21 protein-coding genes are annotated in these 22578 nt (G+C 71.5%); 8 read left to right on the forward strand and 13 right to left on the reverse strand.

Annotation, left to right across the window (positions count from 1 at the left end):
• Positions 1-43: 43 nt before the first annotated feature.
• A complete protein-coding gene (locus tag V1634_RS28630; protein ID WP_331210833.1) occupies positions 44-1003 on the reverse strand; it encodes a helix-turn-helix transcriptional regulator in 960 nt (319 codons plus the stop codon).
• 232 nt (positions 1004-1235) lie between these two features.
• Between V1634_RS28630 and V1634_RS28635 the strand changes: the two genes are divergently transcribed.
• Complete coding sequence (locus V1634_RS28635; protein WP_331210834.1) at positions 1236-1397, forward strand: hypothetical protein; 162 nt, start codon at positions 1236-1238, stop codon at positions 1395-1397.
• A gap of 314 nt (positions 1398-1711) precedes the next feature.
• Positions 1712-3256: an NAD(P)-binding domain-containing protein gene (locus V1634_RS28640; RefSeq protein WP_331210835.1), complete on the forward strand. Its 1545-nt coding sequence runs from the start codon at positions 1712-1714 to the stop codon at positions 3254-3256.
• Here the strand turns inward: V1634_RS28640 and V1634_RS28645 are convergent.
• From V1634_RS28645 to V1634_RS28660, 4 genes are all read right to left on the reverse strand, one after another.
• Positions 3240-3839, reverse strand: a complete 600-nt coding sequence (locus tag V1634_RS28645; RefSeq protein WP_331210902.1) for a nitroreductase family protein — start codon at positions 3837-3839, stop codon at positions 3240-3242. The genes V1634_RS28640 and V1634_RS28645 overlap by 17 nt on opposite strands.
• Before the next feature lie 254 nt (positions 3840-4093).
• Entirely contained in the window at positions 4094-5227 is a 1134-nt protein-coding gene (locus V1634_RS28650; protein WP_331210836.1) for a carboxylate-amine ligase, read from the reverse strand.
• 47 nt (positions 5228-5274) lie between these two features.
• Positions 5275-6438, reverse strand: coding sequence for a M20 family metallopeptidase (locus V1634_RS28655; RefSeq protein WP_331210837.1), 1164 nt, complete (start codon positions 6436-6438; stop codon positions 5275-5277).
• A gap of 115 nt (positions 6439-6553) precedes the next feature.
• Positions 6554-7108: a carboxymuconolactone decarboxylase family protein gene (locus V1634_RS28660; RefSeq protein ID WP_331210838.1), complete on the reverse strand. Its 555-nt coding sequence runs from the start codon at positions 7106-7108 to the stop codon at positions 6554-6556.
• Positions 7109-7419: 311 nt separating this feature from the next.
• Between V1634_RS28660 and V1634_RS28665 the strand changes: the two genes are divergently transcribed.
• Complete coding sequence (locus V1634_RS28665; protein WP_331210839.1) at positions 7420-10554, forward strand: AfsR/SARP family transcriptional regulator; 3135 nt, start codon at positions 7420-7422, stop codon at positions 10552-10554.
• Between the two features lie 167 nt (positions 10555-10721).
• Here V1634_RS28665 and V1634_RS28670 read toward each other — a convergent pair whose 3' ends face one another.
• Together V1634_RS28670 and V1634_RS28675 are read right to left on the reverse strand one after the other, a co-directional pair.
• Entirely contained in the window at positions 10722-11030 is a 309-nt protein-coding gene (locus V1634_RS28670; RefSeq protein WP_331210840.1) for a potassium transporter TrkA, read from the reverse strand.
• Positions 11031-11084: 54 nt separating this feature from the next.
• Complete coding sequence (locus V1634_RS28675) at positions 11085-11309, reverse strand: hypothetical protein (protein WP_331210841.1); 225 nt, start codon at positions 11307-11309, stop codon at positions 11085-11087.
• Between the two features lie 116 nt (positions 11310-11425).
• Here V1634_RS28675 and V1634_RS28680 point away from each other — a divergent pair, with 116 nt between their 5' ends.
• On the forward strand, positions 11426-11563 hold the full coding sequence (locus V1634_RS28680) for a hypothetical protein (RefSeq protein WP_331210842.1): 138 nt from the start codon (positions 11426-11428) through the stop codon (positions 11561-11563).
• A gap of 105 nt (positions 11564-11668) precedes the next feature.
• On the opposite strand, the gene V1634_RS28685 is transcribed toward V1634_RS28680, so the two are convergent.
• From V1634_RS28685 to V1634_RS28700, 4 genes are all read right to left on the reverse strand, one after another.
• Positions 11669-12835, reverse strand: coding sequence for an RCC1 domain-containing protein (locus V1634_RS28685; RefSeq protein ID WP_456238624.1), 1167 nt, complete (start codon positions 12833-12835; stop codon positions 11669-11671).
• Positions 12836-13220: 385 nt separating this feature from the next.
• The gene (locus V1634_RS28690; protein WP_331210844.1) at positions 13221-14138 is read right to left on the reverse strand and encodes a hypothetical protein; all 918 of its coding nucleotides are present in this window, start codon (positions 14136-14138) and stop codon (positions 13221-13223) included.
• A 232-nt stretch (positions 14139-14370) separates the two neighbouring features.
• Positions 14371-15249: a helix-turn-helix domain-containing protein gene (locus tag V1634_RS28695; RefSeq protein WP_331210845.1), complete on the reverse strand. Its 879-nt coding sequence runs from the start codon at positions 15247-15249 to the stop codon at positions 14371-14373.
• 36 nt (positions 15250-15285) lie between these two features.
• On the reverse strand, positions 15286-16095 hold the full coding sequence (locus V1634_RS28700; protein ID WP_331210846.1) for an alpha/beta fold hydrolase: 810 nt from the start codon (positions 16093-16095) through the stop codon (positions 15286-15288).
• Between the two features lie 198 nt (positions 16096-16293).
• Here V1634_RS28700 and V1634_RS28705 point away from each other — a divergent pair, with 198 nt between their 5' ends.
• From V1634_RS28705 to V1634_RS28715, 3 genes are all read left to right on the forward strand, one after another.
• A complete protein-coding gene (locus tag V1634_RS28705; protein WP_331210847.1) occupies positions 16294-16650 on the forward strand; it encodes a VOC family protein in 357 nt (118 codons plus the stop codon).
• A gap of 50 nt (positions 16651-16700) precedes the next feature.
• Entirely contained in the window at positions 16701-17177 is a 477-nt protein-coding gene (locus tag V1634_RS28710) for an iron chaperone (protein WP_331210848.1), read from the forward strand.
• Between the two features lie 81 nt (positions 17178-17258).
• Entirely contained in the window at positions 17259-17702 is a 444-nt protein-coding gene (locus V1634_RS28715; RefSeq protein ID WP_331210849.1) for a pyridoxamine 5'-phosphate oxidase family protein, read from the forward strand.
• 127 nt (positions 17703-17829) lie between these two features.
• On the opposite strand, the gene V1634_RS28720 is transcribed toward V1634_RS28715, so the two are convergent.
• Positions 17830-19812, reverse strand: a complete 1983-nt coding sequence (locus tag V1634_RS28720; RefSeq protein ID WP_331210850.1) for an NACHT domain-containing protein — start codon at positions 19810-19812, stop codon at positions 17830-17832.
• A 449-nt stretch (positions 19813-20261) separates the two neighbouring features.
• Between V1634_RS28720 and V1634_RS28725 the strand changes: the two genes are divergently transcribed.
• Positions 20262-21650 carry a glycoside hydrolase family 43 protein gene (locus tag V1634_RS28725; protein WP_331210851.1) on the forward strand — a complete coding sequence of 463 codons (1389 nt, stop codon included), beginning with the start codon at positions 20262-20264 and terminating at the stop codon, positions 21648-21650.
• Between the two features lie 129 nt (positions 21651-21779).
• Here V1634_RS28725 and V1634_RS28730 read toward each other — a convergent pair whose 3' ends face one another.
• Positions 21780-22508 (reverse strand): lytic polysaccharide monooxygenase auxiliary activity family 9 protein, encoded by a 729-nt coding sequence (locus tag V1634_RS28730; protein ID WP_331210852.1) that lies wholly within the window; start codon positions 22506-22508, stop codon positions 21780-21782.
• Positions 22509-22578: the final 70 nt, after the last annotated feature.

Below are 22578 nucleotides of genomic sequence, written 5' to 3' on the forward strand. Positions count from 1 at the left end.
CGGAGTGAGCGGTGTGCCCGGCGGTCACCGCGCCGGGGTGCGGTCACTCACTCCGTCCGGCCGCGTGCAGCCGCCGGGCCAGGCCGACCCGGTTGCGTACGTCGAGCTTGGCGAAGACGTGCGTGAGGTGCATCTCGACCGTCTTCTCGGTGACGAAGAGCGCCGCCGCGATCTCGCGATTGGTGAGTCCGTCACCGGCCAGCTCGGCGACCTGCCGCTCCCGGTTGGTCAGTACGGTCGGCGCCGGACGGCCGGTCCGACGGCGGCCGGGACGGGAACGTACGACAACGGGTGGGTCGGCCCGCTCCGGCGCGGCCTCGTCGGCACCCGGCTCCCGCGCTGCCTCGCTGGCCGGATCGGCGACGGCTTCGGGTCCCAGCGGCCTCGGCGGGTGTGCGGGCGGGACGTCGAGCACCACCACCAGGGGACCGCCGGCCGACAGGTACGGCTCCAGCAGGGCGTACACGGCGTCGAACCGCTGGTACGCCTGGAGCGGCCGGCCGGGCCGTGCCCGGCTGCCGGTCGGGCCGGCGGTCGGTGGGAGAAGATCCCGCAGCACCGCCCGGTGCTCCGGCGGGACTCCGGGCAGCGGAGCGCGCCCGAGGTCGACGTCGCCGGGACGGCGGGTGGCGATGCGGCTGCGGTCGCGGTCGCCGCGACGGCGGTCGGCGACGTCGACGAACGCGTCGAACGGGAAGAGCGCACCGTCCGGCGGTGCGGCGCCGGAGAAGACGCGGATCTCCCGGGCCCCTGCCAGGCGTGCGATCTCGGCGAGCAGTCTGGACTTTCCGATGCCGGCCTCGGCGGTGACCTCGACGACATGGACGCCCGCGTCAAGGTCACCGAGGAGCTCCCCGATGCGCTGTGCCCCCGCGTCCGGGCTGGCCGCCGGTGCCGAGTCGAACCCGCCGCCACGGCACGCCCCGGGGCGGCACCGAGCCGGCCCCGTGGAGGTGAAGGTGGTGTCGACCGGATCCGTGGTGGGTTCGCTGATTTCGGGCAATTTCGGCTCTCCGTCCATGCCGTCGACAATGGAAGAGCGTACCCAGATGGGCTGGACGGCAAATGGACGTGCACTGGACGACGCTGAGTGACGATAGTCAATGTAAGGAACGTTGGCGTTTCGGGGCGGGCGACGGCCCCAGCCCGGCAGGTTCTCCCTGAGGTCGAGCAGGCGTTCGGCGTTCCACGCGGATGCCTGCATCGATACTGCCGGCGAGCGTCAGCATGTGGGAGTGGACGAGCCGGTCGCGCCGCCCGGTGCCGTCCGGTCGGAGTCGCCCTTCCTGCCGCTCGACGGGCAGGCGAGGGCAGGTGAGTTCGTCGTCGACCTCGACGCGTTCGAGGACACCGAGCGGACCGACCTACCGGTCGTCCACACCGGGCCCGGCCGGTAGCCGCAGATGTTGCGTCGGGTCAGGGCGACGGCGTGGAGGTACCGAGAAATTTCGACTACCCGGCTCTCCAGGCCCGATCCGACCGGCTCGTGGATCGGTTGAGCGAAGCCTACGGCTGTCCGTGCGAATGGAGCCACGTGCCGGACTCCGCCGGTCAGGTAGCACCCCCTGCACCCCGACGAGGGCCAGGCCGGACCACGCCGGACGGTCCGCCACCCGGGCGAGCACGATCCCGGCGGGTACGCGCGGCATTGACACGCTCCGCTATCCATTCCATGGTCGATGGACTCATCTCTCCGTCGAAAGGTTCCAGGATGGTCGGCAGCGAGCACAGGTACGTCATCGTCGGGGCGGGGCCCGCCGGACTTCAGCTGAGTTACTACCTTCAGCGGCACCGCGCCGACTACCTGACGCTCGAAGGTGGCGACGCGCCGGGCGGGTTCTTCCGGCGGTTTCCACGGCACCGCCGGTTGATCTCGCTGAACAAGGTGCACACCGACAGCAACGATCCCGAGATCCGGCTGCGCTGGGACTGGAATTCGCTGCTCAACGACTCCCCGGATCTGCTGTTTCCGAAGTTCAGCGAGGAGTACCTGCCCGCCGCCGACGACCTGGTGCGCTACCTCGCCGAGTTCCAACGGGTCCACCAGCTCAACGTCCGGTACGGCACGACCGTCGAGCGGGTCACGCGGACGGACGACGGTTTCACCGTACGGACCGACCAGGGCGAGGTACGTGCCCGCTGCCTCGTCGTCGCGACGGGCTGGGGCCTGCCGTTCGTACCGGCCATCAAGGGCATCGAACATGCCGTCGGGTACGAGGACATGGTCGTCGACCCCACCGCGTACAAGGGCCAGCGGGTCCTGATCATCGGCAAGGGGAACTCCGCTTTCGAGACCGCGTCGGCGATCCTCGGCCAGGCCTCGATGGTGCACCTCGCCAGCCGGCAGCCCCTGCGGCTCGCCTGGAACACCAAACATCCCGGTGACGTCCGTGGTCAGTACGGCGCGATCCTCGACAGCTACCAGTTCAAGACGTTGCACTCGGTACTCGACTGCACGATCGACGAGATCCGGCCGGTCGACGGGCGGTACCAGGTGTCGATCACGTACACCCACGCCGACGGTGAGACCGCCGTCCTCGACTACCACACGGTGTTGCGGTGCACCGGTTTCCGGATGGACACCACGATGTTCGACGATACGTCCCGCCCCGACATGGTGCGGGACGGCCGGATGCCCGGGTTGCGCCCGGACTGGCAGTCGAGCAACGTCGACGACCTGTACTTCGCCGGCACCATCGCCCAGGCCCGGGACGTCAAGCACGCCTCGTCGCCGTTCATCGACGGCTTCCGGTACAACCTCCGCACCTTCACCCGGATCCTGCGCGAGCGGTACGAGGACGTCCCGTTGCCCTGCACGACGGCACCGGCCGACGCCGCTTCGCTGGCCAAACTGATGCTGGACCGGGTCAACTGGTCCTCGGCGCTCTGGACCCAGTTCGAGTACCTCTGCGACGTCTTCGTCCGCGACCGCGTCACCGGCGAGTTCCAGCACTACGAGGACCTGCCGGAGGACTACGCGGTGCAGCGCTTCGCAGCCGCGACGCAGTGGTACACGCTCGCACTCCGGTGGGGCCGCGACGACTACGGCGACGTCTTCGCCATCGACCGGCACCCGAGCCCGGACCGGGCCCGGGAGAGCGCCTTCATCCATCCGGTGATCCGGCGGTACCGGGGCGCGGAACTGCTCGCCGAGCAGCACCTGCTGGAGGACCTGCTGGCCGAGTGGCGGCGCCCGGACCGGCACGTCGAGCCGCTGGTCGAGTTCCTGACCAGGGACCTCACCAGCGGACCATGACCTCGTCGAGAGGCTTGCGGGCCAGGTCGGGGACCTGGGCGTCCGGCGTGGGATACCCGACCGGCATCACCACGTGCGGGCGCTCCTCCGGGGGCCGCTCACAGACCTCGTTGAGGAACCGCATCGGGCTGGGCGTGTGGGTCAGGGTGACCAGGCCGGCGTGGTGCAGCGCGGTGATCAGCAGGCCGACCGCGATGCCGACGGATTCCTTGACGTAGTACGGCTTCGGGCTGTGCGGCCCCTGGTGTATCTCGAACACGACGATGACGGCCGGTGCGGTCTCCAGGAACGGCTTCCGCCAGTCGGTGCCGAACCCGGCGATCGCGTCCAGCCACTCCGGCGAGGCGCGGCGGTCGTAGAACGCGCGTTCCTCGGCCTCCGCCGCCACGCGTAGCCGGCGTTTGCGGGCCGGGTCGGTCAGGACGACGAACCGCCACGGTTGCACGTTGGCACCACTGGGCGCGGTCGAGGCGGCCCGGATCGCGGCCTCGATCACCCCGTCGGGGACGGGGTCGGGGGCGAAGTCGCGTACGGAACGGCGCTGCGCCATCCGTTCGGCGAACGCCTCGGCCTCGCGCACCATCTCGGCGGGCGGCCTCCGGTCGTGCCGGATCGGGATCTTGGGTAGCAGGTCTGCGTCGGTCACCTGTGGCCTCCCCTGATCGGGTGTGCCGTCGCCGGTGGGAGGGCTACCTGCCCCGGCGTCCGGTTCCTCCAGCATTTCCGAGACCGGGGCGATTCGCGTTATGCCGGCGTGCTTTCTTCACCCGCAGCGATCCGGCGCAGGCGTCGTGGAGGCGGGCACGCCAGGCGCCGGACAGTCAGGCGCCGGACACGTCAGGCACCGGACACGCCAGGCGCGGTCCGGTTGGCGATCTCGTCGACCACGTCGGCCAGGCGTCCGCGCAGCGCCGCGGCCGCCCGCTGGCGGGTCGCCCCGTCGCCGTCGGTGACCAGCCGGGCCAGCCAGTCCTCGACCCGCTCGCGGTCACCCGCCTCGTCCAACGCCGGTCCGGCCAGCTCGACCAGACGCTCGGCGAGCGTCGCGGCGGGCAGCAGCCGGCCGGTGGCGACGTCGACGCCGTGGCCGCCCATCCCGTCCCGGGCGGCCCGCCAGTACGCGAGCCGCATCAGCTCGGGCGCCAGCTCCGGTCCCTCGTCGCCCCGGTCGACCGCATCACCGGCGACGACCGCGAGGGCCCGCACCAGGGCGGCGTGTGCCGCGGCTTCGGCGGCGGTGACGGGTACGTCGGCGACCCGTACCTCCAGCGTCGGATGCTTCGTCGACAGTCGCAGATCCCAGAAGATCGTGCCGTGGTCGACCAGTGCGCCCGCCTCCAGCAACGTCTGCACGTGGTCGTCGTACTGCCGTGCCGACCTCAGGAACGGCGGCGGGCCGGCCACCGGCCAACGCCCCCACGTGACGCTGCGCCAACTCGCGTATCCGGTGTCACGCTCCGCCCAGTAGGGCGAGTTCGCCGAGAGGGCGAGAAACACCGGCAGGTGTTGCCGCAGATGGTTGCCGATCAGCACGGCACGGTCCCGATCGGGCTGCTCCACGTGGACGTGGACGGCGCAGATCGCCAGTTCGTCGTGCAGTCCACGGAAGGTGGCGGTGCCGCGGTCCTGGCGCGGCCCCTCGGTGATGGGCGGCGGCACGGCACGGCCGAGCACCGGCGAGCCACTCGCGATCACCCGCAGGCCCACCGACAGGGCTGCGGCCTGGACGACGGCGCGGCCCTCGACGAGTTGCCGGCCGAGTTCGTCCAGGCTCCGGCACGGGTCCGTGCGGGTCTCGACCTGAAGCTTGGTGATCTCGCCGCCCACCCGGGCACCGAGGGCCGGGCGCGCCCGGTCGACGACGGTGGCCGCCTCCGGTACGACCTCACCCCGCTCACCGTCGACGACGAGGAACTCCTCCTCCACCCCGAGCAGCGGAATGCGCGATCCCGAGCGCTGTCCCGTAGCCATGCCGACGCCGACCTCTCGCTGTCGGTCGTTCGCCGACGGTGAGCACGTTACGGGATTCCGTCGATGGATCGGGACCCCGGGCGCTCCACGGCGGAGAGCGTGTCGACGAGCCCGGCCAGCAGTGCGGTCCGTTCCGGCATGCGGTCCAGGCAGACGTACTCGTCGGCGGAGTGCGCCCCGCCGCCGACCGCGCCCAGCCCGTCCAGCGTCGGCACGCCCAGCGCGGCGGTGAAGTTGCCGTCGGACGCCCCGGCGGCGTGCGCGCCGGCCAGGTTCGGGATGCCGAGCCGGCAGGCGATCGACTGGGCCAGCTCCAGGAGTGGCCGCGCGAGTTCCGGGGACATCGGGTAGCGGTTGATCCCGCCCTGCACCGCGAGCGTCGCCTCGGGCAGGTACGGCACCAGCCCGCGGATGGCGTGGTCGACGCGTTCGAGTTCGTCCCTGGTCCAGGCCCGGACGTCGACGGCGAGGCTGGCGCGCTCGGGCACCGTGTTCGTCGTGGTGCCGGCGGAGAGCAGGGTCGGGGTGACCGAGGTGCCACCGCTGTCCGGCGCGCCGAGCGCACCCAGCGTGAGGACCTGGTGGGCGACCTCGACCGTGGCGTTGACACCGCGCTGTGGTTCGACACCGGCGTGGGCGGCACGCCCCGAGACGGTGAGGCGGTACACCGAACCGCCCTTCCGGGCCACCTTCACCTGCCCGTCCGGGGTGGCCGCCTCGCAGACCAGTACCGCACCGGAGCGCCGCGCCTCCCGCTCGATCAGCGGCCGCGAGGTGACCGACCCGCTCTCCTCGTCGCAGCTGAGCAGTACGCCGACCGCCGAGGTCTCCTCGACCAGCCGCAGTGCCGAGAACATCTGCACGATGCCGGCCTTCATGTCGCAGACACCGGGACCCGTCGCGACGTCCCCGCGTACGGTGAAGGGTCTGGACCGGATCGTGCCGACCGGGAAGACGGTGTCGAAGTGGCCGAGGAGCAGCACCCGCTGGTCGGCGGCCGGCCAGAGCAGGTGCGGTAGGCCGTCGACCACGACCCGCCGGGCGGGCCGGCCGAGCACCTCCTCCCCCCAGCCGGCGAGCAGGTCGGCACAGGACTCCAGTTGGGGCAGCGAGCCCGGTGCCGATTCGCACCCGACGAGCGTGCTCAGCCGGTCGACCATGTCCGCTCGGAGCTGCCTCGCGGCGTCGAGCAGACGGCGTGGGTGGTCCATCGATCCCTCCGACTCACGGGTGACGGGCCTGGCAAGGCTTCTCCATCGACCATCGCAGCGGGATCGGGGTGTGGTCACCCTTGGCTGTGCTCAGGGGGCCGGATTTCTCCGCCGGCTACCCGCGCACCGCCGCCCCGTAGCCGACCTGGACGATCCGGCGTGCGGACTCGGCGTAGGCGTCCGGTCCGACGGGTGCGAAGGTGCCGAGACCGTCGACGTACCGGTTGAACATGCAGAACGCGGCGGCGATCAGGACGGTGTCGTGGATCTCCAGATCGGTGGCACCGTTCGCGCGAGCCTCGGCGACCAGTTCGGTGGTGACGTTGCGGCCGCTGACCTGTACCGCCCCGGCGATGCGCAGCAGCGCCCGCAGTTTGGCCGAGACCGGCGCGGTGTCGAGGTCCGCGCGTACCTGGTCGACAAGGGTCATGCCGTCGTCGAGCTGCGCGGCGGCGAACGCCGAGTGCGACGCGCAGCAGAAGTTGCACTCGTTGCGCCCGGAGACGTACGCGGCGATCAGTTCCCGCTCACCGGCCGGCAGCGAGTGCGGAGCCCGCAGCAGTACCTCGGCCAACTCGTTGAGCGGCTTCGCCGTTTCCGGCCGGTACCGCATCGGGCCGGCGATGCCGGGAAACTGCTTCTCGTCGACCCCGAGATCGATGTGCGCCATGATCGTCCTGCCTTCCAGTTGTGGGCCGTGACCCGGCCGGGCGACGCCGCTGTCGACGACGACTGCCCGGGTGGGGGCGGCGTGACCGGACGCCGCGCAGTCACGATCTCATCCCTGTCGCCGGTCGCCTTTCTTCATTCGTGCTCCGTCCCGCCGGTCTTCATCCGTGCTCCGTCCCGCAGGGAGCCCGGCGGGACTCCCGGGCGGGCGCCGTCGCCGCTGGTTCCGAGGCTCGCGCCGCCTTTTCGGTGGCGGGCGTCGATAGGATGCGTCGACAGCGGGTGACGTCGGCCGTGGTTGAGGGAGCTGCGATGCTGGAGGTTCGGCTTCTCGGGCCGCTGGAGATCGTCGTCGACGACGTACCGCTGCCGCCCGGGCCGCCGAAGCAGCAGGTGGTGCTGAGCATGTTGGCGTTGCAGCCGGGCCGGCCGGTCGGCATGCCGGAGATGGTCGACGAGCTGTGGCCCTCGGGTCCCCCGGCGTCGGCGGTGGCGAACCTGCGCGGGTACGCGGCGAACCTGCGCCGGCTGTTGGACGGGGTCGCGCCCGCCCGTGGTCTGCTCGTCCGGCACGGCGACGGCTACGAACTCGGTCTGCGGCCGGAGGACGTGGACGTGTTCGGGTTCACGGCGGAGCTTCAGGAGGCGTCCGTCGCGCTGGCCAGCGGGGATCTCGCCGTAGCGGAGCGGTCGCTCGGCCGGGCGGAGGGGCGGTGGCGGGGACGGATGCTGCCCGGACTGCCGCTGGGCCCGACGCTGTCGGCGCGGGCCGAGGCGATGCGGGAGTTGCGACTCGGGATGGTCGAGCAGTGGGCGGAGGTCTGCCTGGCGACCGGGCGTTCGGGAGTCGCGGTGATGATGCTGCGAGACCACCTGAGCGCCCATCCGCTGCGTGAGGGCGGGCACGGGTTGCTGATCCGGGCGCTGTACCAGGAGGGGGACGTACCGGGGGCGCTGGCCGCGTTCGGCGTGGCGCGTTCGGCACTGGTGGAGCAGTTGGGCATCGAACCGGGCGCGGAATTGCAGCGGTTGCACCAGGCGGTACTCAACCGGGACCCGGTACTCGACGCAGCCGTTGCCGGGCCGCGCCTCCGGGACCGGTCGACGCCCCGGACCGGCACGGAATCACCGTCCCCGAGGTCGGCGGTGCCGGATGCCGCCGGGGCGGTGCCGGCGCGCTGGTTGCCCCGGACACCGGCGGACTTCACCGGTCGGGACGGGCTGGTGGACCGGTTGTCGACGGCGATCCGGCGGTCGGACCCGAATTCGTCGGCGGTGCTCGTCATCGACGGCATGGCCGGGATCGGCAAGACGGCGGTCGCGGTTCGGCTGGCCGGGCGGCTCGCCGGCTCGTACCCGGACGGGCAGTTGTTCGTGGACCTGGGTGGACACGGCGCGGACGGTCAGGTCAGCGCGGCGGCGGCACTGATCACCCTGCTGCGCCAGCTGGGCGTCCCGGCAAGTCGGATTCCGGCGGAACTCGACCATCGGATCGCGCTGTGGCGCTCGGAACTGGCCTGCCGGCGAGTGGTGGTGGTGCTGGACAACGCGGGCAGCAGCGAGCAGGTGACCCCGTTGCTGCCGTCGGCGCCGGGCTCGCTGACGCTGGTGACCAGCCGGCGGCGGCTGGTGGTCAGTAGCAGCGTGCCGCCGCTGACCCTGCCGCTGCTGGACCGCGCCGAGGCGGTCGACCTGCTGGCGAGGCTCGTCGGGCGGGAGCGGGTCGACGCCGAACCGGAAGCCGTTGCGGCGGTGGTGGGCCGGTGCGGATATCTCCCGCTCGCGATCCGGCTGGCGGGTGCCCGGTTGGCACACCGTCCGGAATGGCGGGTGTCGGATCTCGCGGAACGGTTGGCCGGCGCCCGCCCCGTGTTGGACGAACTCTCGGCCGAGGACAGCACCGTCGCCAACGCGTTCAGCCTGTCGTACGAGCCGCTGCCGGAGCCGGCACGCCGGATGTTCCGGCTGTTGGGACTCTTTCCCGGCGAGCACTTCGGGGTGGGGGTGGCGGCGGCGCTGGCGGACGTCTCGCTGATGAGGGCGGAGACACTGATGGCGGAACTGGTCGACCGCCATCTCGTCCAGGAGCCGGCCGCCGGCCGGTTCCGGCTGCACGACCTGGTCCGCGACTACGCGCGCGAGCTGACCGCGGGCCGGGACGAGCCGGCGGAGCGGTCTGCGGCCGTCGAGCGGTTGTTCGACTACTACGTGCATGCCTGTCTGGCGGCGAGCCGGGCGATGGAGCCGGTCCAGATTCCGGCGAGGGTGAGCCCGGGCGGACCGCTGCGGCCGGATCTGCTCTCGGCGCTCCCGACAGATCTGGAGTGGCTGGAGACGGAACGGCAGAACCTGCGGGCGCTCGTCCGACTCGCGGCGGAGATCAGCCCGCAGTGGACGTGGCGGCTGGCCGCCTCGGCGTGGCGGTTCTACATGATGCGGGGCTACTACGACGACATTCTCGACACCTACGAGTACGGGCTACGGGCGGCGCGACAGTGCGGTGACGAGTCGGGCGTCGCCACGATGTGCAACTACCGGGCGTACGCCTACATGCGCAGCGGTAATCTGCAGCTCGCGGTCCGGGACCTGAAGACCGCGATCGAGGTGCGGGAGCGGACCGGGGACCGGGCGGGCGCCAGCGGCAGCAAGACCAACCTCGGGGCCGTCTACTGGCACCTGGGCCGGGTGGAAGACCTGCTCGCCCTACACCGTGATCTGTTGGCGGATCGTCCGTCGTGGGGTGACTATGTGCTGACCATCCTGCCGAACATCGGCCTGGTGCAGATGTTCCTCGGTGAGTACCAGGAAGCTCTGGCCACACACCGGCGGCACCTCTACGTGGCACGCCTGTCCGGCAGTCCGTTCAACCTCGCCAACGCCCTGGCCAACATCGGGGCGGTCAGGTCGCGTCTCGGCCAGTTCGGGCTGGCCGCCCGCTTCCTGCGCGCCTCGGCCGGGCTACGGGACCGCACCGACAACCGCTACGGCGAGGCGTTCGCCCTCAACGAGCTGGGTAGCGCGCTGCGCGGGCTACGCCGGTTCGACGACGCCCGCCAGTACCACGAACTCGCGCTGACCGCGGCGGAACAGTTCGGTGAGCGGCAGAGCGAGGCGGCCGCGCTCAACGGGATCGGTCTGACGCTCGCCGCCCAGGGACGGCTCGACGAGGCCGCCGGCTTCCACCACCACGCGCTGCGGGTGGCCACCCGGATCAACCATCCCTACGAGCAGGGACGAGCCCTCGCCGGCATCGCCGGCCTCCTCGAGCGGGAAGAGCACGCCGAGGCGTGCCGGTACTGGGCGCGGACCCTGGCCATCTTCGATCGCCTCAGGGCACCCGAGCGGGTCGAGGCCGAACGCCGGCTCGCCGCCCTCACCAGCTACGCCCACCCCGACAGCCAGCGTCGGGAGCCGGGGGTGTGCGTATCAGGCGCGGTTGCGGGATGAGACCCGACTGCCGGTCTCGACCGCGCCGTTCATATCCCGCCGAGAGGTAGCCGGCGAGCGACGAGAGTATCTCGGCGGAGTCGTGTGGCGACACCACCTCGGGCTCTTATCGCCAAGCTTGGTTTCGACGGATCACAGGTTCGCTGACCCCGGTGACCGCTGCGGAGTCACCGCCGAGGAGCAGGTGCCGACGGTGCGGTCCGGGGATTCGCCGCAGCCGCTGCCGGCGCCACCGGCACGGCCGGTCGGGCAGCGACGTCGACCAGCTCCGGGAAGCCGAGCAGGGTGGCCAGGGCGACCGCCTCGGCGCGGGTCAGGGTGAAGCCGACCATCCGGTCGGGGTCGTCAGGATCGTCGTGGACGACGTCCCGGCGGTCGCCGTCGTGGTATTCGACGATGCCGATCCGGTGGCCCTGTGCCGTGGTGAAGGTCTGTCGTAACCCGATGCCGGGCAGGGTCGTACGTTCGATTTCCATTGCGGAGCGCTCCAGGCGGGACGGCTGCCGACCGCCGGCCGGAGCGGCTCGGCGTCAGGGCAGCGCGGTGAACGGTCGGGCCGGGCAGGGCCGGCCCGGCGGGGCCCGGTCGGCCGACCAGGCGGGCACGCAGCCCGGAACGGTGCGGGCCAGCCGGACCACGATGCACATGCCCAGCGCCTGACCGGCGCGTACGGCCGCGACGACCACCGCCAGCACCACCAGGATCGAGAGCGCGAGCCGCCGCTCGACGCCGGTCCGGTGCTGTCGCTTCCGCATAGCGCCGACCATAGCGCCTGGCGAACGCCGACCCCAGCCGGCCGGGCAGGTGACGACGGTGGGGCGGTGGGTCGGCTGCCGGATAACTGCCTACCTGCGAGGTCGGCGGCCACCCGATGCACGTCCACCTGCGTCGCCGGTCGCCGGCTCGGGTCACGGCCTGGCTGGAGGCCGCCGGCTTCAGGGGCGAGGCCGAGATGGTGCAGCGCCCGGCCCGGGACCTCGTGGGTGGCTTCGTCTTCGCGCACCGCTGAGGGATATCCACGGTCTCCGATGGTCCCGTTCGTCATGCCGTCGGCCCGGCCGCTGGAGGATCTGCGGCGCGGGCCGACGGTATGACAGCGAAACGGTGGTCACGGTCAGCCCGGGATGGCCACCTGCGTCGGGGCGGACCGCTGGGTGAGCGTACCGTCGCCGAGCTGTCCCGCCGAGTTGTTGCCCCAGCACCAGAGGCCGCCGTCGGTGCGGACCGCACAGTTGTGGTAGCTGCCGACAACCCCGTTGGCCCAGGTGGTGGCGCTGCCGACCCGGGTCGGGGCGTACCGGTGAGTGGTGGTGCCGTCGCCGAGCTGTCCCATCGAGTTGTTGCCCCAGCACCAGAGGCTGCCGTCGGTGCGGGTCGCGCAGGCCGTGTCGTTGCCGCCGAGCACCGACGTCCAGGTGGTGGCGCTGCCGACCTGGATCGGCGAGGTCTGGTGGGTGCCGGTGACGCCGAGCTGGCCGTACCCGTTCTCACCCCAGCACCACAGCGTCCGGTCCGCGCGGACCGCACAGGTGAAGGTGTACCCGGTCACCACGCCGGTCCAGGTGGTCCCGGTACCGACCCGGGCCGGAGCCGTCCGGTAGCTCAGGACGCCGATACCGAGCTGTCCGTTCGAGCTGTCACCCCAGCACCACAGGGTGCCGTCGGTCCGGCGGGCACAGGTGTGTGCGTAGCCGGCGGCGACGCTCGCCCAGTTGGTCGCCGTGTCGACCCGTACCGGGGTGGTCGCGTCGGCGAGGGCGGCACCGGTACCGAGCTGGCCGTTGCGGTTACGTCCCCAGCACCACAGGCTGCCGTCGGTCCGGGTGGCACAGGTGTGACCGTCACCGGCGCTGACACTGGCCCAGGTGGTGGCGGTGCCGACCTGCACCGGGCTGGTCCGGTTCGTGCTGGTGCCGTCACCGAGCTGGTTGCTGCTGTTGCGGCCCCAGCACCACAGCGTGCCGTCGGTGCGTACCGCACAGGTGTAACTGGTGCCGGCGTCGATGCTCGCCCAGGTGTTGGCGCTGCCGACCCGCACCGGAGTGCTCCGGTTCGTGGTGGTGCCGTCACCGAGCTGACCGCTGCTGTTGCCGCCCCAGCACCAGAGTCCTCCGTCGGTGCTGATCGCACAGGTGTGTGCGTAACCGGCGGCGACGCTGGAGACCGTCGGGGCGGCGGCCAACGGGGCGTTCAGCGACCCGGGTTCAGCGGGGCCCGCGCCTGCGGCAGCGGCGCCCGCGGTGAGCCCGACGGCGAGCACCACGATTCCGGCGGATGCCACCGCCGTGGCGACAGCTCTCGCGCAACGCCGCCGTACAGACCGCAACCAACCATCCTGATCTTCGCTCATGTACTGTTCTCTCCCCAAACGACGTCGATGCCTAGACGGTGGAGGCGGCATTGCCCTGGTAGGTCGCCAGCGACCCACCAATTCATAGCATCGCCCTACGGCATTGACTAGGGGCAATGTGAAATCGGTGCACCAGTTCTGCGTGAAGCACCCTCGCGGCGAGTCCGATCCAGGTGTGAAGTACGGTTTTCCGCCACTCGTCCGCTGACCGGTCACTCAGTTCGGCGACCGTTGCCACCGATCCGTCGCCGATGTCGGGAGTGGACGTGCGACGGGGGCGCGACCCATCGGTCACGCCCCCGCCCGGCGGCCCCGGTCAGGCGAAGTAGCGGATCGTGCCGTGCAACGCCGGCGTACCGCCCTCGCAGTGCTGCACGTACGTCGCGGAGAGTGCGCTCACCGCACCCGACGCGTCGAACGCTATCTCCTTGATGGTGAACTGCCCGGTCAGCGTGTTGCAGCCACGCCCGTTTCCGCTCACCGAGAGGCCGGGGTGGCCGCTCTCGTTGAACGGATACCGCTGGGCGTCGGTGTAGGTACCCACCCGCAGCGTCTCCCCCGCCGGCGGGTACAGGTCGACCGACCAGTAGTCGCGCTGGCCGGAGACCGAGAACGACACGCCGCTCGCGGTACCCCGAAGGCCGAACACCGACGTGGCGTTGGTGTACGACTTGGTGACCCCACCGCCGATGTAGTCCCCGGCGTCGCTGGCGAACCGGTACGACAGCGGGTAGGCGGCGAACTTCACCGTCCCCTGCAGGCGAGGCGCGGTCTCCGACTCGCAGTGCTGGGTGAATCGTGCGTCCAGCAGCGTCACCGTGCCGTCGGCGGCGGTGCCGATCTGGTCGATCCAGAAGTTGCCGTACACCCGGTTGCAGCCCCGCCCGGTCCCCGACACGTCCAGCCCCGGTGAGCGGCCGGTACGGAAGGCGGCCCGCTCCGCGTCCAGATAGCGTCCCGGCCGGAGTACGTCACCGTTCGGGGCGGCCAACTCGATCGTCCACCACTCCGAACCGGCGTCCACCCGCATCGTCACGTACCCGGCGGTGCCGGAGAGCCGAATGTTGGCCGACGGCGCCTGGTAGTCGCGCGTCTGTCCACCGCCGATGTAGTCACCGGCCTCACTGGTGAACGAGTACGACGTCACACTGGTCGGTGCCGCCTGGGCCGGCGCGGCAGCGATCGTCAGCACGGTTCCGGTGATGAGCCCGGCCGCCATACCAAGTGTCGTCAAGCGTCTGAGCAGCATGAAACCCCCGTCTTTGTTGTGTGGCAAGGCGCACCGGCCGGCGCGCCGCGAACACCGTATCGACTAAGTTCACGGCTTGCTGCCCCGGCCGCCGCTCGTCGGTCGACCGCCCCGCCGACGCCGCCGGGGGGCCGAAACGCCTCCCCCCGGCGGAGCCGCTCACCGGCGAACCACACGACGACGCCGGGTGTCGGCAGCGGTCGGTGACCGCCCGTCGTCAGAGACCGGCGTGGCGTTCGCCACGCGTGACCGGGGCTCCGGGTCGCGATGGAGCCGGCCACGCGACATCGTCGATCGCGAGCCACGGGGCGTTGGCCACGGCGGCGGGGGTGAGCCCGGCGATCGCCCTGATCTCGCGGTGCAGGTGGGACTGGTCGACGTAGCCGCTCTCGGTGGCGACGCTGGCGGCGGCCTGCCCCGCCGCGAGAAGGTGCGCGGCGTGGTCGAACCGCACCAGCCGGGCGGCGCGTTTGGGTGTGATGCCGACCTGGGCCCGGAAGCGGGACCAGAGGCGCTTGCGGCTCCATCCGACGCCGTCCGCCAGCCCGTCGACGCGCACCCGCCCCCGGGTGGCGAGCGTCCGCCGCCAGGTGTGGGCGACCTCCGGATCGACCGCCGGCCGGGATTCCAGCCGCCGGCCGAGGATCTCCCACGCGATCCTGAACCGCTCGTCCCACGACCCGGCGGCGCGCAGCCTCTGCTCGACCCGCCCGGCGTCACGACCCCAGACCTCCTCCAGGGTCGCCACCGTCCCGGTGAGCTCGGTCGACGCGCCGAGCGCCGCAGCCGCCACGACCGGCTCCAGTCGGATCTGGAGGCACTCGCCCCGCCGGCCCGCCGCCCGGAAATCGCCGGGGAGAAGGCCGACGACGACGCTGCCGCGCCCGTGCCGGCCAGGCGTGTGGTAGCCGAGTCCTTCGCCCTCGCTCAGGTCGACGATCAGCGTGACCGACGGGTGCGCGACCATGGCGATGTCCACGGCCGTGGGGGTGTGTTGGCGGAACCCGGCCATGCTGACCCCCGGCAGCCGACGCGACGGGCGCGGGACGGCGACCTCCACCGACGCCCAGTCGGGAGATGTCCCGGTCGGCAGCACCCGACCAGCCTAGGGCGCAGAGGTCACGGCGGGACGTCAGCGGCTCGTCGCCGCGAAGCCCAGCAGCAGTTCGCCGATCGCCTCGGGCGCCTCGAACATGGGTACGTGACCGACGCCGGGCAGCAGTTCGAGCCGACCGTTCGGCACCGTCTCGTACCGGCGCGCGAACGACGGGCTCCAGCGGGGGTCGGCGGCGCCGAAGATCGCCAACACCGGGACGTCGAGGTCCGCGAGACGCTCCGGCACGCTCCGCTCGGTGATGTACGCGGTGTTCCGGCCCAGCACCGTCCGCAGCGTGCGGTACGAGATGCCCCGCAGCTCGGCGACCACGTCGTCCGGGATCTCCACCGGGCGGACGCAGGTGGCGCTGATCCCCCGGCGGATCATCGCGTCCGACCGCCTCGCGAACAGTAGCGGGCCGAGCGGCGGGGCCAGCAGGGCCCGGAGCAGGATCGGCTGGGGCAGGAACGCGTCAGGGCTCGGGCCGGTGCTGATCAGCGTCAGCGAGCGCACCAGGGCGGGGCGCTGCTCGGCCAGCGAGGTGGCGATGTAGCCGCCGCTGGAGTGTCCGACCACGGCGACGTCCCGGAGGTCGAGGTGGTCGAGGACCGCCGCCACCCGGCCCGCCTGGGCCGGTACCTCGTAGGAGAGCCCCGGCGGCGACTGGCCGTGACCCGGGAGGTCGACCCGGACGACGTGGTGGTGACCGGCGAGTGCCGGGACCACCGGCTTCCAGTTGCCGCTCGATGCCCCGGATCCGTGGATGAGCAGCATCGCCGGCGCCTGCCGCGGCCCGTCGTGGATCACGTGCAACCCATCCGGGTACTCGTCGTCGTACTCACTCATCCGGCGATGGTGCCCGGGCCGCCCGCCTCGCGTCTTGGACGAATGTCGTCGGGGAGGTCGGCCGTCTCGGGGGCGACTCCGTGGTGGTCCCCGTGGTCGGCACGGATGTGGCCGGGTCACGGGTGCCGGAGGCTCTGATCGTGGTCATCACCGGCCACGTCATCGGGTCCGCCCGACCGAAGAACCTGGGAGTCAACCATGACCGGCTCGTCCACGCACGGGATCAAGACCGTCCTGCATCCCGTCTCCGACCTGGCGAAGGCCAGGACCCTGTTCACCGCCCTGCTCGGCGTCGCGCCGCAGACGGCCTCGTCCTACTACGTCGGCTTCGAGGTCGAGGGCCAGCACATCGGGCTCGTCCCGGGCGGCGGGCCGCAGCGGATGACCGCACCGGTGACCTACTGGCACGTACCGGACATCGAGGCGAAGCTCGCCGAGGTCACCGCCGCGGGCGCCACCGTGCAGGAGCCCGTACGCGACGTCGGTGGCGGCCGCCTGGTGGCCACCGTCACCGACCTCGACGGCAACGTCCTCGGACTCCTACAGGACCGATGACCGCCACCCGAACCACGTCACAGCCAACTGCTGGAAAGGAAACATCCGCGATGAGGGACACGAAGAAGGCCGCCGACAGCAGCACGGCGACCGGCAGGACGTACGACGGATTCACCGACGAGGAGCGGGCCGCGATGAAGGAGCGCGCCCGGGAGTTGAAGGCGGGCGGTCGCCGCGACCGGCGTACGGCGAAGGCGGACGGGGAGCAGGAGGTGCTCGCGAAGATCGCCGAGATGGCGGAGCCGGATCGGGTGATGGCCGAGCGGCTGCACGGGATCATTCGGGCCAACGCTCCGGCTCTCGCCCCGAAACTCTGGTACGGGATGCCGGCGTACGCCAGGAACGGCAAGGTCGTCTGTTTCTTCCAGAGTGCCCAGAAGTTCAACACCAGGTACGCCACGCTCGGCTTCAGTGACCAGGCGAACCTCGACGACGGCGCCATGTGGCCGTCCGCCTTCGCCCTGACGCGGTTGGCTCCGGCCGACGAGGCACGGGTCGGCGCGCTCGTCCGGCAGGCGGCGGCCTGACGGCCGGCAGCGGGGATCGCCCCGGCCCAGCGCACACCGATCGACGACCATCGGTCATCCGTCAACAGGAGGCTCGACGCCATGACACCGCCACCCCGACCGCCCGAGCGGCGGAAAGAGGACACCCTGCGCCGGCTCGAACAGGACGTCGACGCCTGGATCGCCACCGCCGACCCGGCGGGCACGCCCTATCTGGTACCCCTGTCGTTCCTCTGGGACGGCGAGACGCTCCTCGTCTCGACGACGGCCACCAACCCCACGGCCCGGAACCTGCGCGCCAACGGGCGGGTTCGGCTCACTGTCGGGCCAACCCGCGACGTGGTGCTCGTCGAGGGCTCCGCGACGGAGGTGGGCGAGGTCACCGACTCGGTCGGCGACGCGTTCGCGACGAAGACCGGCTTCGACCCCCGGAAACTGCGGAACTACCCGTACTTCCGGATCCGGCCTGAGCTGATCCAGGCCTGGCGCGAGGCGAACGAGATCGTGGGCCGGGATCTGATGGTCGCCGGTGAGTGGCGGGTGTAGTGCGCTCTCGTCCCGCGGCGGGCGCAGGCGTCGAGCCATCCGGATCTGGGCGAGCGGGTCGGTAGGGACGGCGTCGGGTCGGTGAGAGTGGACTCGGCATCCTGACCACCGCTCGGTGACGCGGTGGTCAGGATGCGGTGGTGTGCGGAGGCCGGCCGTCTCCGGCCAGGTGGTCGCGCAGCCGGGCGTGCCGGAACTGGTAGACGGTGCCGACCTGACGCAGGATCCGGCGCCGGTGCGCGTCCTCCAGGAAGGTCACGGAGCGCCAGGGCAGCCGCCCGGTGAGCGCGAGCAGTGCCCTGGCGAACAGCATCCGCTGCCCCCAGGCGCTGCGCACCACGATGAACACCAGCGCGAAGAAGAACCCGTGGGCGAGTTCGACCTGCTGGTCCAGCAGCCGGGTCACCACGGCGGTGAGCATCACGGCGGCCGGCGGCCCGACGACGAGGGCCTGCACCAGCATGGCCGAGCGGTCCGCCGCCACCGAACGGCGCATGTCCACCAGGTCCAGGTCGGCCGCTGGCGTCTGCACGTCGGTGATCAGCACCTGAAGCGTGCTCAGCGTCACCGCCATCAGGATCGCGGCCGGGATCCATCCCAGCGGTCCGTCCGCCCATCCGCCGCCCAGGGTGGCCGCCACGCCGGCCAGCACGACGACCACGCGCAGCTTGCGGCTCCATCCGTTCAGCCGCAGCACACTGCGGAGCGGTCGGGTGGAGCCGGCCGTACCGGGTCGGAGTCCGCCGGTGGCGAGCGCGACCGAGGCTGCGGTGGCCGCCAGGTACGGGTACGACGTTCCGCTCCGGCCGTAGGCGACGACCCCGGTCAGTAGCGCGAGGCCGACGACGGACGGGATCGGCGGTCCCAACTGCCACCAGGCGATGTCCGGCGTCTGGCGGGCCCGGGTGTGCCGGGCCAGGTGGCCGAGCCATCGGCGGGCCTGGTCCGGGCCCCAGCCGTACCGGGGGCGGGCCGAGGCCGGTGTCTCCGGCGCGGGCGGCTGCGCCGAGTACGCGGTCTCGACGTACCTGCGGAAGAGGTGACGCTCGATCTCCTCCCGCCGCTGCAGGCCCGTCCTGCCGAGTTCCCGTGGGTCGGTCGCGGGGTCGGCGTAGACGTCCCGGGCCAGCGAGACCATGAGCGGGACGGTGAAGACCTCGGCCAGCCCCGGCACCGAGCCCGACCGCACCCGCCGCAGTACGGCACTCCACCGGTCGGCCCGCTCTCCGCCGGCGGTGAGGAAGCGTTCGACGTCGCTCGGTTCCGCCGGGAGCAGCGTCACCGACGCCGGAGCCTGCTGCACCGCGTCGACCGCCCGCCGGTACGCCTCGGTGCGGCAGGTGACCAGGAACGGGCTGTCGCCGACGGCCCGGACCACGGCATCGATGGCCGCCGGTATCGCCGGCCCGGGCAGTTCGTCCAGTCCGTCCAGGACGGGCAGCAGCCGGCGGGTGACCAGCAGGCGTCGGACGGTCCGTTCGTCCGCTTCGTAGTCGCGGGCGATCCGACGGGCCATCCACGTGTGCAGGTGCTCGCCCCGGCGGTGTCCGACCGGGTTCCAGGTGTTCATCGACAGCAGCACCGGTATCGGCTCGCCCGGCCTGGGGTCGCCGAGCAGGCCTTGCACGAGCAGGCTCGCGAAGGTGCTCTTGCCGGTGCCCGGATCGCCGAGCACCGCCAACTGCCGCGGGTTCAGCCTGCGCCACATGGCGACGATCTCCGCTGTCTCACCGCTGCCGGACCGGGGCCGGTACACCGAGGGGGCCTGCCCGGCCGACCAGCGCAGCCGCATCGGGCGCGGGCGCGACTCGGCCTCGCCGCGCCACTGGGCGAGGATCAGCTCGCCGAGGTCGGCGGCGTACGCGTCGAGTTTCTCGCCGGACACGGCGCCGTCCTCGGACCGCCGCAGAACCCAGGCGAACACCGCGTTGGCCACCAGTACGGCGGCGAGCACGAAATCGAGGATGTTGGCCCAGCCGGCGATGGCGGGCAGGAGGTTGGCGTGGGCGGTCACCGCCAGTACGAGCAGGACGACGGCGGCGACGAGCAGGAGAACTCCGGTGGCGGCGCCCACGATCCTGCGCGCGCCCGACCAGCCCGGCCTCGTCATGCCCCACCCCCTCACCGGCCCGCGCCGAAGAAGCCAGGTCCCCCACTCCCTCACCGGCCCGGCGGAGAACCGGAGAAGGTTATCCCGACGAACTCGGTCAGACCTGTCGGGCAACCGACTCAACCGGAAGCCGACCGCGGGCTCCGGGGTCGACGCCGGGAGGTCGACGAAGACGGCCCTCGGCCCCGTTCGATGTGCACCGCCCTCGACCGCGACGCCGGTGCTGATGTGAGCGTTAACAGGCTCGCCAGCCCGCTACAGCCGATCAGCTCCAGCGCTTTGCCAGCCGTAAGAGGATGCTTGCAAACATGCCGGGAGCGGGATAAGTTAGCGCTCACATCGACAGCAGCCCATGTGATCTCCCGCCGCATCCTGCCGGTCGGGCTGACACCCCGCCCGGAGCGGTGCGGGCGGCACATCCAGCACCACTGCCCAGAAAGGTCGTTACCGTGCCCCTGAGTCGACGAGCCTTCACCCTGGGTGTGGCCGCCTCCGCCGCAGCCACCGCGACCGGTCTGGCGATCCGCCCGCGAGCCGCCTCGGCGGCGACCTACACCGCCTACGTGATGACCTACTTCACCGAGACGCCGAGCTTCCAGGGCGCCGACTACGGCCTGCACCTCGCGGTCAGCCGGGACGGACTCAACTGGACCCCGCTGAACCAGAACAATCCGGTGGTCACCCCGACCGCCGGCCAGCTCGGCCTGCGTGACCCGTTCGTGCATCGCAAGCAGGACGGCAGCTTCGTCGTGGTCGCCACCGACCTCAGGGGTACGGACTTCAGCAGGAACAGCCAGTACCTGCACGTGTACGACTCGACCAACCTGCAATCCTTCACCGGCTACCGCCGGATCCGGATGCACACCCTGAACGCGCACACCTGGGCGCCGACCGTGTTCTGGGACGCCTCCCGCAGCGAGTACGCGATCGTCTACTCGTGCAACAACGGCGGCGACATCCTCCAGGTGAACTACACGACGGACTTCCGCTCCGTCAGCTCGCCGCAGCCCTTCTTCCGACCCGCTTCCGGCGTCCTCGACGGTGACATCGTCGTCGACGGCGGAACCACCTACCTGTACTACAAGAACCTCACGGACGGAAACCTCTACGGCGCGAGGTCCGCCACGGGCGCCCCGAACAGCTTCACCACCTACACCGGCGGCCTGCGACAGGGCAGCGCGATAGAGGCGCCGCTGCTGGTCAAGCGGAACGACGGTGCCGGGTGGTGGCTCTGGGGTGACTCGTTCAGCCCGGTCAACGCCGACTACTACGCCTGGTCCTCCAGCATCATCACCGCGAACGCCTGGAGCCAACTGAACCAGCGCGACTACACCCCACCGCTGAACGGCAAGCACGGCTCGATCCTCGGCATCACCGACGCCGAGTACAGCGGCCTGGTCAGCCGCTGGGGTACGCCGAACTGGGTACGGCTGAAGTGCTCCAACCTGCCCGACCACGTCGTGCGACACGCGAACAACGTCGGCCGGATCGACCCCTATCCGTTCGACCCGTACCAGGACCAGATGTGGCGGATGGTCCCCGGCCTGGCGGACACCGCCGGAGTGTCGTTCGAGTCGGTGAACCGCCCCGGCAGCTACCTGCGGCACAGCGACCACGCGATCCGGCTCGACCCCAACGACAACAGCGCGACGTTCCGGGCCGACGCGACCTTCTCCCGTACCGCCGGGCTGGCCGACAGTTCGTGGTCGTCGTTCCGCTCGTACAACCTCCCCGATCGCTACCTCCGGCACAGTGGCTACCTGCTGCGGATCGACCCGCTCAGCGCCGGCTCCAGTGCCTCGGACCGGCAGGACGCCACCTTCCGGGTCGTCTCCTAGTCTCCGCCGGGGCGCGGCGGATCCAGAATCGGAAGGGGCCGGGTCCACGTGTGACGCGGACCCGGCCCGTGCCTGACCATGACGGGACGTCAGGCGGTGCTGCGGTTCAGGGGCGAGCCCTCCGTGCCGCTAGAAGTTGACGTCGGCGCACCAGTAGTAGGTCTGGTCGGAGTGGCTGGCCTTCCAGATGGTGTACACGATGTGCCGACCGCTGCGTCCCGGCGCGCTCACGTTGATGGTGTTGGAGACGCCGTTCAGCACCGGGTCGTTCTCCCGGGTGCCAGCGCCCGGCGCGTACCGGCCGGTTTCCCGGACCAGTTCGAGGTTGTTCCAGCCCAGCCGCTGGCTGAGCGGGTTGAACCCCTGCCGGGTGACGTAGATCCGGAAGTAGTCGGCGCCGTGCAGCGCCTGGTCGTGGATCTTGACACCGAAGTTGGCGCCGACGTTCGTGGCCTGCCAGTTGCCCGGGTTGTCCAGCGCGGCGTACCGGACGCCGCCGGTGCGCCCGGCGCTGCACAGCTGGCCGTTCGGCACGGCGGCTTGGTGGTTGCCCGCGACACCGTCGCGGTACAGGCCGTTCCAGTTCCACATGGCGTTCGGGTCGGCCTGCCAGGCCTGCCAGCACATCGGGTCCTGGGTGGCCATCGCCGGGTTCTGGAAGTCGCTGCCCCAGCGCTTCCAGCAGCCGTAGTTGCGGGAGGCCGGGTTGATCGTCGAGCCGTGCGCGCTCGCGGTGTCCGGCGTGGCAACCAGGGCCACGGTGAGCGCGACGGCTCCGGCCACCGCGAGAGCGAGCAGCCGCAGGACCGCCGTGGCGCGGTGCCGGGCCGGATCGAGTTGTTGGGCGAGTGTAGACATAGTGATCCCCAGACGTCGGTTGCACGAGCGAGTACGCGGGAGGCTGCCCGGCGCTCCCGCACCAACCACC

This window comes from Plantactinospora veratri, from assembly GCF_036421995.1.
In the GTDB taxonomy this organism is placed as follows: Bacteria; Actinomycetota; Actinomycetes; order Mycobacteriales; family Micromonosporaceae; genus Plantactinospora; species Plantactinospora veratri.